The organism is Niallia sp. 03133, assembly GCF_052663225.1.
In genome coordinates, this window is sequence record NZ_JBQTCY010000005.1 from 263015 (window position 1) to 276619 (window position 13605).

A 13605-nucleotide genomic window follows, 5' to 3' on the forward strand; every position below is an offset into this window, starting at 1 on the left:
CATGTATAAAATTCTTATCGTGGATGACGAGCCTGTTATCCGCAAAGGAATCTCTGTCTTTATTGATTGGGAAAAAGAAGGCATGATGGTTGATGACCAATACGCAAATGGCTTAGAAGCACTTGACGGTCTTAAAAAAAATTCGTTTGATATTCTTATTACAGATATAAAAATGCCTTCGATGAATGGGATTGAACTCATGAAGCAAGCAATGAAGCTTTATCCTTGGTTGAAAGTGATTTTAATCAGCAACTACAGTGACTTTGAGTACGTAAAAGAGGGGCTTAAGCTTGGAGCTGTTGATTATTTATTAAAGTTAACGTTAACAAAAGATGACCTGCTTGCCGTCCTTCGGCAGTGCATTTCCATACTGGAGAAAGAACGAAAAAGGAATACCGAATTAATTCATTACCAGCAAGAGGCGGTCTATTTGAACAGAAAAAGAATTGAACAAGAAATTAAAAGATTGATTGTTCAGGAGAACCCTTCTCTAGCAGCTGAAAGCTGGGTTCCATGCTGGCTGGAGGATTCCTATTCTTGTATTTATCTTATTTTAGATGGTACGGACGAATGGAGAGAAAATCATGGCTACTTGTATGTACAGTTCCTTTTAGAGGAATTACAAAAAATGTTTTATGAACAAGTGGAAGAAGGAGTCGCATTTCTTGTGTCGGAAAGCGCAGTATTTATTATAGTACCGAACAGCAATGGAATGGCACAGCAAAGTTTCCTTGAATGGAAACAATTGATGGAATCAAAATGGAGAATTTCCATGTCTGCCGGATTCGTGACAGAAAAAGGAATAGGGAGCATTCTTGACGGATTTGCCAATAGCAATTTGGTTTGCCAAAGACGCTTTTTTGAAGGATTGGGTGGGCTTTATTCTATCGAACCATCCAATGTTCTTATAGAAAAGACAGCTATTGTCCAAAAACAACAGAATGATTGGAAACCCTTCTTTGATATGGTTAGCAATGGTGATCCTGTTTCATCTGCAATTGAAATTGCTTTGGATCGTTGGAAAAGCGGAGCAGTAAATTCAGCACAAGTTAAGCAAGAGGCGTTCCATCTTCTTAAAGGAACGTATGAATTAAATACATACCAAAATTCAGCACTATCTGAGCAGTTCGATCTCCTTTACCGTGCAGAAACGTTGGAAGATATGACAGCCATTCTGATAAGTCAACTTGAAGAAATCCGGACACCCATTATAAGGAAATTGGCGGATAAAGATTATGATGAAGATTTGATTACGAAAGCTTTGGAATATATAGCTGCCCATTATACGGAGAACTTAACTCTACAGAGCGTAGCGGATATTGTCCATCTTAGCAAAAGTTATTTCAGCCTATATTTCAAAAAACAAACTGGCCGAAACTTTGTTGATTATTTGAACGATCTTCGCATCAGAGAAGCAAAGCGGCTTTTGGCAGAAAATGAGAGCCGCGTCTACGATATAGCGAAAGCTGCAGGCTTTAATGATGTAAAATATTTTAGCAAATTGTTTAAAAAAATAACCGGACTAACTCCGATTGAGTACAGGGAAAAACACCAAGCTACTAGATTATCAATTGATTAAGAAAGGGTGGTTTACGTGATGCTTTGGCGGGTTGTATCCTTCGTACTGGTTTTAGCATGGATGGCAGGATGCAGTAACTCTGCCATGATCTCGAATCCTGACAAAGTTCAAAAGCTCCATCATAGCAAAAAACATATCATTACTTTTTGGCACACATACAATGACAAAGAAACCGAACTGCTGGAACAGAAATTAATTCCTGCTTTCGAAAAAGAGTATCCTAATATTGAAGTACATTCAGTAAACTTAGCTTTTAATAATGAATTAAAAACCAGCTTGATGGCTCGCACCTTCTCCAATCGAGGTCCAGACGTGGCTCGGATTAATATCTCGTGGGTTCCTGAGCTCTCACAGAAAGGCTTTCTAGAACCTTTGAATGCATTGCCGGACTTTGAAGATATTCACAGCAGGTTCCAATCAAATTTAATGAATGCAGGCTTACATAATACTATTTATTATTCTCTTCCGCTCAATATCTATACGAAAGCAGCTATTTTTAATCTTGAACTATTGAAAAGAGCGGGCTATTCAACGCCTCCAAGCACAATGGACGAGGTATTGACTCTTGCCCGGCGAAATCACTTTTCCATTGGAATAGGAAGTCTGAATACTCGAGATAGCCTTGCTTATCTTTACAGCCTTGGCGGGACTTTAACGGACAAGAACTTCCACAAAGCTTCCGGCTATTTAAACGGAGATGAGACTATCCATGCAGTGAAGCAGTTAACTAGCCTTTACAAAGAAAAGCTTATTGATCTTCCTGGTGATATATTAGGGACGGAAGAAAACTGGAATCGAATGAAGGCTGGAAATATGCTTATGACAGATGATGGTCCTTGGTTCTATGGGTTTTTGAGCGGTGCAGAATTACATCAAGCACTCAAACTGACCTTACCTGTACCATTTCCTCAAATGAGTCATCCAGCAGCCCTAGTTACCGGTGAAAACTTAATTATGATGAAGGGCAGCAAACATCGGACGGAGGCTTGGATTTTTATGAAGTGGATGACAGGGATAAAAGCCCAAGTTCTAATGGCGAAAACTGGTTTAATGCCTACCAATTTAGAAGCTGCTAAAATGTTGAAAGAACCTCGAAATTCTTATCTATTTGCTTATAAGGAAGCAACAGATCTTGCCTTTCTTTTGCCACCTGTTAAAAATTGGAATAAAATCGATGGAGTATATACCGAGTACTTAACTAAAATATTCTCCGGTGAATTGTCAGTAGAGGATGGCTTAGATCGTGCAGCGGCTGAAATAGACGTGCTATTAGCAGAATCCTAAGAAGATAGATATTTGGGATATACCTTCTATAGATGCCCATTATCTTCACTGCTTGCCTACTTTAAGAATTTGCAAAGAGTGTTCACTTCTTTCTATATAATATAGTAAAAAGCGGGTGTAAGAATTGAACACCCGTTTTTTACTATATTATTATATTCTTTATTCGAATAGCCTAAACGTTTTTTATCGGATTTGTCTACTATTAGCAGGAGATAACAGCCTCTCCAGCCACCCCATTATCAAGTCTGCAGCAACTGCCATCAACGCTGTAGGGATTGCTCCTGCGAGTATGACTCCCGTACCATTCGAAGCATTTGTTCCTCGGACAATAATAGTCCCTAGACCTCCTGCTCCAATAAATGTTCCAATTGTTGCGATTCCGATAGCAATCACAAGAGCTGTGCGAAGTCCCGCCATAATGACAGACAATGACAATGGCAGCTCCACCATTCGAAGAACCTGCATACGTGTCATTCCCATAGCCTGTCCAGCTTCTAGAAGTGTCCGGTCAACGCCAATCAGCCCTGTATAGGTATTTTTTATAATAGGCAGCAAAGAGTATAAAAATAGGGATACTACTACTGTCCCTGTACCAAGCCCCATAACAAGCATAAGAACAGCAAGCATGGCCAGTGCAGGAATTGTTTGTATGACATTTACTAAAGAAATAATCCATGGACTAAGCTTAGAATATTTAGCTATCAAAATCCCAACAGGAATACCAACAATAGCAGCAAAGAAGACACCATAGGCTGACATTAGAAAATGCCGATAAATTTCATACCATACATAAGCTGAGTTTTGCGCATAATAATCAACTAATTGAGTGATCGTATTCATTCTTTAACACCTCCTATTCCTCTTCAAAGTAATTGTGTTTTTCTAAAAATTCTTTTGCGATAATGCTTGGTTCTTTCAACTTGATATCTGCTTCGTAATTTAGCTCAATAACGGTATCTCCATCGATTTTGCCAACGAGCTTTTGGAAAATCCCGTCCAATTCTGGATGCTTTTCTAGTAGTTTTTTGCTTACTAATGGCGATGCATCGTATGGAGGGAAGAAATGTTTATTGTCCTCCAGCGTTGCCAAGTTAAACTGTTTAATCCGTGCATCGGTAGAATAAACAAGCACAGCATCCATTTTTTTATTTGCTAAAGCGGTATAAGCAAGACCTATCTGCATCGGATATACATTTCCAAACTTGAAGCCATATTCTTTGCTAAACGGCTCATAGCCAACGACATCGCGGTTAATCCAGCTGTTGTCGACGCCAAATTTATAGTTTCCTGCATATGACTTTAAGTCAGAAAGAGTTTTTAAGTTATGTTTATCTGCTTCCTCTTTTCGTACTGCGACAATGTAGGTGTTCGCAAATCCGTAGGAGTCGTACCATTTTTGATCAAACCTTTTGTCAAATTCTTTTTGTACGATATCCATTGCTTCTTTCGGATCACTAACAAGCTCCATGCCTAATGCACCAGACATGTCTGTCCCTGTATAGCGTGCAGCGGAAACATCTACATCTCCATTCACCATCGCTTGGTGAGAAATAATAGAAGAACCTAAATTTCCGACAATTTCTGTGTTTAAATCAGTATAATGTTCAATCATATATTTTTGAATATAGCCAATAACTTGTGTTTCTGATGTTGTCATTGTACTAATTTTTACGGTATTTTCTGTGGAACCACTTAGACCAGGCAGAGAACAACCAGAAAGAATTAGCGCAATAATAGTACTTGCAAGGATTGGCTTTAAAAGTTTCTTCATGTATGCTTCTCCTTTCTAAGCTAGTTCACGTTTTTTTGAAGTTGTCCGCGGTGTTAACTTTTTCTCCAATATTCCTAAAATCCAGTCTGCTAAAAGAGCCAATATGGTAGATGGAATGGCTCCAGCAAGGATAAATTCTGGCTTGTATAAATTTAAGCCATCAAAGATAAAGTCACCAAGACCTCCTGCTCCAACAAACGAAGCTAGAGTTGCCCATCCAATTAAATAAACGGTTGAAATACGAATTCCTGCCATTATAATTGGAATGGCCATAGGCAGTTCAAGTCCCGCTATCAACTGCCAATTTGTCATCCCCATTCCTCGTCCGGCTTCCACTAAATTATTATCCGTATTTTTAATGCCAATATAGGTGTTGCGCAGGATAGGGAGCATGGAATAGAAAAACAAAGCAATAATTGCAGGCAGCTTTCCGACACCTAAAATCGGGATAAAAAAAGCTAATATAGCAAGACTAGGGAATGTTTGAATCACACTTATCATACGTATAACCGTCTCTGCTATTTTACCTAATCGTGTTAAAACCACTCCTAAAGGAACAGCTGCCACAATTCCTAAAAGAACAGCTGATAGGGAGATATACAAATGTTCCCATGTTTTTAAAAGCAAACTATTTCCTTGTTCCTGTAAAAACTGCATAATAGCATCCAATATTATCATCTCCTTTCTTATTTAATCGTTGTTTTACTTTCTTCTTCTTGTTCCTCGCCCCAAATAGAGTCATAAACTAAATCAGCAAGCGTAGCTCGAGTCACAATCCCTCTTAATCTGTTGTCTTCATCTACTACAGGTATATATTTTGTTTGGCGTTTAATCATCTTTTGGATCGTGTCGCGGATGAAGCTGTTTTCTTTTACGAAATATAGCTCCGTTCTTAAGCATTCACCAACCGTGTTAAATTTTTTTCGATTTTCTTGAATCATTTCTACATCGATATAGCCTTCTAGTTTATGATCATGATCGATAACCAACAAAGAATCAACGCGCTTTTCTTTCATCTGCTTAATAGCAGCAGAAAGTGTCTCTTCTTTCTGAATCGCAGCAGGCACTTTATTCATAATTTGGCCTACTGTCGTCACATCGGGTTTTGTTTGAATGATGCGTTCTTTTCCAATAAATGATTCTACAAATTCATTTGCGGGATTTCGGAGTATTTCATCTGGAGTATCTACTTGTACAATTTGACCATCACGCATAATGACAATGCGATCTGCCAGCTTAATTGCTTCATCCATATCATGTGTGACAAAAACAATCGTTTTTCCAAGTCGTTTTTGAAGATCTTTAAATTCTTCTTGCAGCCCATCGCGTGTAATAGGATCCAACGCCCCAAAAGGTTCATCCATTAATATCAACGGCGGATTAGATGCTAATGCACGAAGCACACCGATGCGCTGCTGCTGTCCTCCGCTTAATTCCTGTGGATAGCGATCTAAATAATCCAGCGGCAAGTTAACTAATTGAATAAGTTCCTCTGCTCTTTCTCTGCGTTTTTCTTTGGACCATTGAAGCAATTTAGGAACGAGGGTAATATTTTCACTAATGGTCATATGAGGAAATAAACCAATTTGCTGGATAACATATCCTATATCACGGCGTAGCTTTACTTTATCCTGCTCCATAATATCCTTGCCATCTATTAGAATACGTCCTTCTGTAGGTTCAATTAAACGATTAATCATTTTCATGCTTGTTGTTTTCCCGCAGCCGCTGGGTCCAATAAAACAAATAAACTCGCCTTTTTTGATTTCTAAATTTAGATTATTAACAGCTTTTTTATTTCCACTATAAACTTTTGAAACATGGTCAAATTTAAGCAATTTTCTAAAACCTCCATTTTTTATTAGGCTCTTTTCGTATAGATTGTTGTTATTTAGCCCTCAGCCTGAATACACTTCGCTTTCCACGGGGCTAGCCGCTTCGTCGTTTCACTCCTGCTTTCTTCTCGCCTGTCTCGCTAATCCGTGCTGAGAGTCTACGTGTATTCAGGCTGCTCCGTCATTCTAAAAGGTTTTTCACCTTATTAAAACTTGAATATTTCTGTATTGCGTACAATCTCTGAAATATATTTCATCGTAATCTGCACTGCCTTTTCAGAATCATAGCTTTTACGATGGTTTAGGATATTGCTAAACATCCCCTGCCATACTAAAATGGTTAATTCATTGATGGCATCTACCTTCTCTTCTTCTATCTCTCCTTCCTGTAAAGCTAATTCAAGAACTGATCTTCCTCTTTTCGACATATTTCGTTCAAACAAGGTAGGAATTAATTCTTCTGGAATGTTAATTAAATCCCGCGGGTATTTTTTATAATAACTTTCCAGCATATTTTCAGGATAATCGCCTAAATCATTGATAAAAATAGCGTAAAATACTTTAGGCTGGCTAAAAGAGTGGCGGCAAAAACATTCCCACGCTAGAAGGTATTTCTCTAATGGCTTTTCTGATTTTTGCATATATACCGCTACTTCTTCCGTGTAATCTTTTAAAAGCGTCATAGAGGCAAAAAAGATAAGATGTGAAACTTCTGAAAAATAATTATAGATAGTTGCACTATTGTATCCTACTTTATTTGCGACTTTTCTAATCGTAACCTTTTCTATTCCTTCTTCTTGAATAATTTCCGCAGTTGCTTCCACAAAATATTTCCACATACGGCTTTTTTTTATCTCTTTGTTATTCAAAACCCATGCTCCTCTACACAAAAGATCACCTGCTATTTTGGAATACCAATAGATTAGATACCCTATAAACTAATCATCATAATTTGATTAGCATCCCCATCATGTGATAATATAATCACTACCAAAAAAATAATCATGATTACAAAATTATAGCACAATGTTCTGAAAATGCAAAATTGATCGCAAATTCCCTAGAGTTATACTGAGATGCAACTAACTTGAACGTTTGCATCGCTATACTTTCTGTGCACTTTCATAAAGGTTTTTAATCATATAAATTTCAGGAGGATTATGATGGTTTTTAATGTTCGAGATTCTCAATTATCTATAAAAAAAACGTTCCCTAAAAAAGTTCGTGAAATAGAACATGTTTGGATTCCAATGAAAGATGGTACACGATTATCAGCGAGAATTTGGCTGCCAGATGATGCGGAGAAACATCCAGTACCTTCCATTTTAGAATATATCCCTTATCGCAAGGATGATTTTACTGCATTAAGAGATTCTATTCGCCATCCTTATTTTGCTGGACATGGCTATGCAAGCATCCGAGTAGATCTTCGGGGCAGCGGTGATTCAGAAGGAATCATGTATGATGAATATCTTCCTCAAGAACAAGAGGACGCAGCTGATGTCTTAAAGTGGATTGCTGAACAGCCCTGGTCTACTGGGGAGGCAGGAATGATTGGAAAATCCTGGGGTGGTTTTAATGGGCTGCAAGTAGCCGCGAACCGGCCTCCAGAACTGAAAGCGGTCATAACTCTATGCTCTACAGACGACCGCTATGCGGATGATGTGCATTATAAAGGAGGAAACATTTTAGCATCAGATATGCTCTGGTGGGGATCGACTATGTTCGCCTTTAACAGCCGACCAGCCGACCCACGCATCGTCGGGGATAAATGGCGGGAAAATTGGTTCGAGCGAATGGAAAAGACACCTCCATTTGTAGAAGAATGGGTAAAACAACAACGAAGAGGAGCTTATTGGAAGCACGGATCTGTAAACGAAAACTATGAAGATATTAATATTCCTATATTTGCTGTAGGCGGATGGGCGGATGGATATACGAATGCCGTTTTCCGTCTACTCGAAGGACTTCCAGGACCAAAAAAAGGACTTGTTGGACCATGGGCACATGAATACCCTGAAGTGGCTATTCCTGGACCATCCATTGGATTCCTGCAGGAATGTCTTCGTTGGTGGGACTATTGGTTAAAAGGTATCGAGACTGGCATTATGGATGAGCCGTTGCTTCGCGCATGGATGCAAGATAGTGTACCGCCGCAGGTTGATTATCAAGAAAGACCTGGCCGTTGGGTGGCAGAAGAGAGCTGGCCGCCTTCTAAGAGAAACAGCGCGGAATATTGGCTTTCTCATCAAACCTTGGAAAAAGAGCAGCCAAAACAAGACACACTTACCGTTTCGGGTGCGCAGCAGCATGGATTGTATGCCGGAGTTTTCTGTCCATTTGGCCAGCCAGGCGATTATGCGGCAGACCAGCGACTTGAAAATGGATTAGCGGTTTGCTTTACATCGGAGCCATTAGAGCAGCCAATGGAAATTCTCGGCTTTCCGGAAGTGAAAGTAGAGCTCAGCTCAGACAAGCCAAACTCACTGCTTGCTGTACGTCTTTGTGATGTAGCGCCGGATGGCAGTTCTAGGCTCGTAAGCTGGGGAATGCTAAATCTTACTCATCGTGAAAGTCATGAGTTTCCAACTGCGTTAGTACCAGGTGAACAGTACACAATAAATATGAAATTAAATGCGATTGCCCATTCTATACCAGAAGGACATCGCTGGCAGCTTGCACTATCGCCAACCTACTGGCCGCAAGCATGGCCTTCTCCTGAAGAAGCGACACTGCAAGTATTCACTGGAGAAAATACAAAACTTACCCTTCCTGTAAGGGAGAAAAAAGCAATGGACGATACACTTCCTGCTTTTGGTCCGCCAGAAACAGCAGCAGTTGCTGAGAAAATAGAATTTAGTGGTGAAAACCGTACACGTCAAGTGCAGCATGACATTATTAGCGGCACATGGAAGCTGGATGACTTTTCTGATGAAGGCTCCCGCAAGCTCGTGCATAATGGAGTAGAATATGGAAGCACCAATCATAATGTCTACACCATTGTAGAAGGAGATCCATTATCTGCAGAAGTAACATGCAAATGGACCATGCATGTTGGAAGAAAGGATTGGCAGACAAAAACAGAAACGACTAGCACCATGAAAGCCGATGACCAGTACTTCTATCTTACAAACGAACTGACTGCTTATGAAGGAAAAGAAAAAGTATTCCACAAAAAGTGGATAAAAGAAGTTCCCCGTGACTTAGTTTAAGCCGGAAATCTCTTTATCCATCCTAGTAGATCAAAAAATCCCGTCTAGAATACCGGGATTTTTTGATTTTTTCGTACTTATTTTTTAGCCTTTTCAAGCACCAAGACCTCTTTTTATGTTCTTTCCTTTTAAAACACAAAAGCTTTTTCATCCAATATATGGTACGATATCCCCATGTACAAGCAGTAAAGAAAGAAGTGAATCCATTGGAATTTCTTACAGGCAAGGTCTTATTTATCGCATTATTCACCCTAATTATTCACAGCATTGAAACGCTCGCCTATGCAGTGAGATTATCCGGAGCAAGAGTTAAATTAATTGCCTCTGCCCTTTCCTTATTTAATATGATGGTCGTTGTTTCCAGAATGGCGAATATGATGCAGCAGCCTGTTACAGGAAGTCTGCTTGATACTGCTCCTAAAGAACATACTCTATTGTTTGTGGAGAAACAATTTAGAGTGCTCATCGGTGCTTCCACATTTGGAACGATGCTGGGGATCATCCTGCTGCCGACTTTCACCGCTATTTTCTCAAGAGCAATCATCCATTTAGCAAATGAAGGCGGTTCTGTACCTTCTTTAATAAAAAAGGGGTTTACATTGGAGTATATTAAAAGAGGAATAAAGCATATTCATGCTCCTAATTTTTCCTATATTAGACATATAAAATTAAAGGATATTCCTTTCCGATTATTTTTCTTCAATATGTTTGTTTCATCGGTTTATACCATTGGAGTCTTATCCGCAGTTTACGCATCCCTATTAGCGCCAGACAGGAGTAGCGCTGCCATGATGGCATCTGGATTAATAAATGGGATTGCAACCATTCTTCTCGCCCTTTTTATCGACCCAAAAATCTCTGTTCTTGCAGATAATGTGGTAAATAAAAAAGGAAGCTACATAAACCTTAAAGCCATATCCATCATCATGATAGCCTCAAGGCTCTTCGGAACTATATTAGCCCAGCTATTCTTTTTGCCTGGCGCCCAATACATTGCCTGGATTACTAAGTTTTTCATCCTCTTTAAATGAAAAGGAGTGGAAAAGATTTCGTTTCCACTCCTTTCTATTTAACTATTCCAGAGGTTTTCCGATATTGTTGGAAAGGATACTTTTCTATCAAGTACCACAGAAGGTTCGGTAAGGGATACTCGATTTTGGCAGTGCAGCATATTCCTCTTGCTCTACTGAGTGGGCGAATGGGTTTGCAAGAGCATTTAATAGCCGTTTCATCACGCTGTAGTCTCCTCGTTTTTCCGCTGCTTCTAATGCCTCTTCCACCCGATGGTTCCGTGGAATTATGGCTGGATTGCTATTCCTCATCAATTGATGAGAAGAGGCTTTTGATTCCTCTTGTCTGCCTAGTCTTTCCTTCCAGAGCATTTGCCACTCTTTAAATTCAGAGGTTCCAAACAGAACGGAATCCTCTAGTTTATCAAACGTTAGTTCACGGAAAGTATTGGTATAGTCTGCGTTATACTTTTTCATCATACTGAGCAATCCATCAAAAAGAGCTTCATCCTGCGACTCTTCGTTAAATATTCCCAGTTTTGCTCTCATTCCCGCTAGCCAATTAGACTGATACAATGCAGAAAAATTTGAAATGATTTCCTGTGCAAGTTTTACTGCCTCCTCCTCCTCTTCATGCAGCAGCGGCAAAAGAGACTCAGCGAAGCGCGCAAGATTCCACCCGGCAATAACCGGCTGATTGCCATAAGCATAGCGGCCTTGACGGTCAATAGAGCTGAATACTGTTGCAGGGTCATAAGCATCCATAAAAGCGCAAGGACCATAATCGATTGTTTCACCGCTAATCGTCATGTTGTCTGTATTCATCACCCCATGTATAAATCCAACCAGCTGCCATTTGGCAATAAGCTCAGCCTGCCGCTTAGCAACTTCCTGAAGCAGTGAAAGATAGCGATTTTCATCCCCTTTCACTTCTGGATAATGACGTTTTATTGTATAGTCAGCCAATACCTGAATATCCTCAACAGTACCCCAGTTTGCAGTATATTGAAAAGTACCGACGCGCAGGTGACTGGCAGCGATGCGAGTTAGAATAGCACCAGGCAGCTTGGTTTCTCGGAATACGGGCTCACCAGTTGTTACCACTGCTAAACTGCGAGTGGTAGGTATACGAAGTGCATGCATTGCTTCACTGATAATGTATTCGCGCAGCATTGGTCCAAGTGCTGCACGCCCATCCCCTCCACGGGAATATGGCGTTCTCCCTGGGCCTTTAAGCTGGATGTCAACCCGCTCACCATTAGGCAGGATGTGCTCACCTAGCAGCACCGCTCTACCATCCCCTAACATATTAAAATGTCCAAATTGATGCCCTGCATAAGCCTGAGCAAGAGGCGAAGCACCATCAGGAATCTGATTTCCAGCAAAAACCTCTACGCTATCCTTGCTTTGCATCGCCTGAATGTCCAAACCTAAAGATTCTGCCAATTCATTATTGAGAATAACCAATTTAGGTGAGCGTACAGGAGTTGGAAGAATGCTGGAAAAAAATAATTTAGGCAGGTTGGCATAACTATTGTCAAAGTTCCATCCTGTTTTTGTCATCATTGTCATCGTTTCTCCCTTTCTTCTTTCGTCTTTTGTTTTTTCTCGAAAATATAAATTTCTAAATATTTATGTTTTTTTGGTTATATCCAAGCACCTTTTTAGTGTCTGCCTCTGCTAATTTTATTATACTGTTTTTACAAAGAGATACCTTTAGGAACTATATTTAATGATAACACCATACCCGGAGTATATATTACATTTGAACGAAATGTTTCTTTTAACCGATTTAGTGTCTGCGACTCTCTTGCGACTATTGTTAAATTAGGATTTTGGTGATAAGCATCCTGAATTTTTTCTTCTCTCGATTTCCTTCTTCTATACCTTCAAAATAGACAGATTGTGGGAAAGAGAGTGTTTGGTTATCTTTAAACGCCGAGATGACTTTTCTTCTGTCTTCTTCTATAAGTAGGGAAAATTGGCTCCCTTTAAATATCGTTGTACCCTATTCACATGTTTATTTGTGCCAACAATTTTCTAATTCCCATAAATCACCTAATTTATTTTCTTAAAAGATAGAAAAAATAAAAAAAATAGCAAAGGAGTTTTATGATGAAAATTAAAAATCTTTATATTACCCTCACCTTAAGCACCATTTTTCTAATGCTAACAGCTTGCAACAATAACAATGAATCACAAGGTAAAAACAACCATGATAATGAAAGTGATACGATTTCCAGCATTAATACCGATTTAAACAGTGAAAATTATCCCCATACGCTACCAATAAAGATTCAAGATGCTAAGTATGATTTCAGACCTATGGAAGGAAATTATATTCCGAATGACCAAAACGTGGAGCAGCAAATGCCTCAATCACAGCAAGGCAACATGCAAACACAAGATACACAACAAGGACAAACTCAAAAAAATGCACAGCAGCCGCTACAAAATGAGCCTAATCAAAATGCCAACCAAAATCAAAACGGAAGCGAATATATAACAACTGTCATTAAATTAACAAATAAAGAAAGACAAAAGAATGGCCTTCCTTCTTTAAAGGCTTATCCTGAATTAAGTAATGTAGCAAACGAAAAAGCACAAGACATGAATGAAAAAGGATACTTTTCCCATACAAGTCCTACCTATGGATCACCATTTGATATGATAAGGGACGCTGGAATTTCCTATCAATCAGCTGGTGAAAACATAGCTCAAGGTCAACAAACACCAGAAGAGGTTGTAAATGCCTGGATGAATAGCGAGGGGCACCGTGCAAACATTTTAGACAGTAAATTCACTCATATCGGAGTTGGATTTGAAAAAAATGGTTATGAGTGGGTTCAGATGTTTGTTAAAAAGTAAATTTGTATATCAGGGAATATTCATTCCAGCCAAGCTATTATTTAAA

Annotated in this window: 11 protein-coding genes and 1 pseudogene; 5 read left to right on the top strand and 7 right to left on the bottom strand. The window is 39.3% G+C overall.

Annotated elements, in window-relative coordinates; translation table 11 throughout:
• Position 1: 1 nt before the first annotated feature.
• Together ACTYBU_RS09425 and ACTYBU_RS09430 are read left to right on the top strand one after the other, a co-directional pair.
• The gene (locus tag ACTYBU_RS09425; protein ID WP_445489156.1) at positions 2 to 1579 is read left to right on the top strand and encodes a response regulator transcription factor; all 1578 of its coding nucleotides are present in this window, start codon (positions 2 to 4) and stop codon (positions 1577 to 1579) included.
• A gap of 18 nt (positions 1580 to 1597) precedes the next feature.
• Positions 1598 to 2863 (top strand): extracellular solute-binding protein, encoded by a 1266-nt coding sequence (locus tag ACTYBU_RS09430; protein WP_445489158.1) that lies wholly within the window; start codon positions 1598 to 1600, stop codon positions 2861 to 2863.
• A 183-nt stretch (positions 2864 to 3046) separates the two neighbouring features.
• Here the strand turns inward: ACTYBU_RS09430 and ACTYBU_RS09435 are convergent, their stop codons facing one another.
• The 5 genes from ACTYBU_RS09435 to ACTYBU_RS09455 all read right to left on the bottom strand — a co-directional run bounded on the left by ACTYBU_RS09435 (position 3047) and on the right by ACTYBU_RS09455 (position 7338).
• Positions 3047 to 3703, bottom strand: coding sequence for an ABC transporter permease (locus tag ACTYBU_RS09435; protein WP_445489160.1), 657 nt, complete (start codon positions 3701 to 3703; stop codon positions 3047 to 3049).
• 13 nt (positions 3704 to 3716) lie between these two features.
• Positions 3717 to 4634 (bottom strand): osmoprotectant ABC transporter substrate-binding protein, encoded by a 918-nt coding sequence (locus ACTYBU_RS09440; RefSeq protein WP_445489162.1) that lies wholly within the window; start codon positions 4632 to 4634, stop codon positions 3717 to 3719.
• Between the two features lie 15 nt (positions 4635 to 4649).
• Positions 4650 to 5303: an ABC transporter permease gene (locus ACTYBU_RS09445; RefSeq protein ID WP_445489284.1), complete on the bottom strand. Its 654-nt coding sequence runs from the start codon at positions 5301 to 5303 to the stop codon at positions 4650 to 4652.
• A gap of 17 nt (positions 5304 to 5320) precedes the next feature.
• Positions 5321 to 6472 carry a betaine/proline/choline family ABC transporter ATP-binding protein gene (locus tag ACTYBU_RS09450; RefSeq protein ID WP_445489164.1) on the bottom strand — a complete coding sequence of 384 codons (1152 nt, stop codon included), beginning with the start codon at positions 6470 to 6472 and terminating at the stop codon, positions 5321 to 5323.
• 203 nt (positions 6473 to 6675) lie between these two features.
• Positions 6676 to 7338, bottom strand: a complete 663-nt coding sequence (locus tag ACTYBU_RS09455) for a TetR/AcrR family transcriptional regulator (RefSeq protein WP_445489166.1) — start codon at positions 7336 to 7338, stop codon at positions 6676 to 6678.
• 294 nt (positions 7339 to 7632) lie between these two features.
• Between ACTYBU_RS09455 and ACTYBU_RS09460 the strand changes: the two genes are divergently transcribed.
• Positions 7633 to 9681: a CocE/NonD family hydrolase gene (locus ACTYBU_RS09460; protein ID WP_445489167.1), complete on the top strand. Its 2049-nt coding sequence runs from the start codon at positions 7633 to 7635 to the stop codon at positions 9679 to 9681.
• 206 nt (positions 9682 to 9887) lie between these two features.
• Complete coding sequence (locus ACTYBU_RS09465) at positions 9888 to 10712, top strand: lipid II flippase Amj family protein (protein WP_445489286.1); 825 nt, start codon at positions 9888 to 9890, stop codon at positions 10710 to 10712.
• 87 nt (positions 10713 to 10799) lie between these two features.
• Here the strand turns inward: ACTYBU_RS09465 and ACTYBU_RS09470 are convergent, their stop codons facing one another.
• Together ACTYBU_RS09470 and ACTYBU_RS09475 are read right to left on the bottom strand one after the other, a co-directional pair.
• Positions 10800 to 12257: a protein adenylyltransferase SelO gene (locus tag ACTYBU_RS09470; protein WP_445489168.1), complete on the bottom strand. Its 1458-nt coding sequence runs from the start codon at positions 12255 to 12257 to the stop codon at positions 10800 to 10802.
• Positions 12258 to 12406: 149 nt separating this feature from the next.
• Positions 12407 to 12660 (bottom strand): annotated as a pseudogene (locus ACTYBU_RS09475) (polysaccharide pyruvyl transferase family protein); the annotation flags it as partial.
• Between the two features lie 146 nt (positions 12661 to 12806).
• On the opposite strand from ACTYBU_RS09475, the gene ACTYBU_RS09480 reads away from it, so the two are divergent.
• Positions 12807 to 13559, top strand: a complete 753-nt coding sequence (locus tag ACTYBU_RS09480) for a CAP domain-containing protein (RefSeq protein WP_445489170.1) — start codon at positions 12807 to 12809, stop codon at positions 13557 to 13559.
• The last annotated feature ends 46 nt before the right edge of the window (positions 13560 to 13605 follow it).

Bases quoted from the DNA above. Each gene is read 5' to 3' on its own strand.
- ACTYBU_RS09425 (WP_445489156.1), top strand. From the start codon at position 2: ATGTATAAAATTCTTATCGTGGATGACGAGCCTGTTATCCGCAAAGGA.
- ACTYBU_RS09430 (WP_445489158.1), top strand. From the start codon at position 1,598: ATGCTTTGGCGGGTTGTATCCTTCGTACTGGTTTTAGCATGGATGGCA.
- ACTYBU_RS09435 (WP_445489160.1), bottom strand. From the start codon at position 3,703: ATGAATACGATCACTCAATTAGTTGATTATTATGCGCAAAACTCAGCT.
- ACTYBU_RS09440 (WP_445489162.1), bottom strand. From the start codon at position 4,634: ATGAAGAAACTTTTAAAGCCAATCCTTGCAAGTACTATTATTGCGCTA.
- ACTYBU_RS09460 (WP_445489167.1), top strand. From the start codon at position 7,633: ATGGTTTTTAATGTTCGAGATTCTCAATTATCTATAAAAAAAACGTTC.
- ACTYBU_RS09470 (WP_445489168.1), bottom strand. From the start codon at position 12,257: ATGATGACAAAAACAGGATGGAACTTTGACAATAGTTATGCCAACCTG.
- ACTYBU_RS09480 (WP_445489170.1), top strand. From the start codon at position 12,807: ATGAAAATTAAAAATCTTTATATTACCCTCACCTTAAGCACCATTTTT.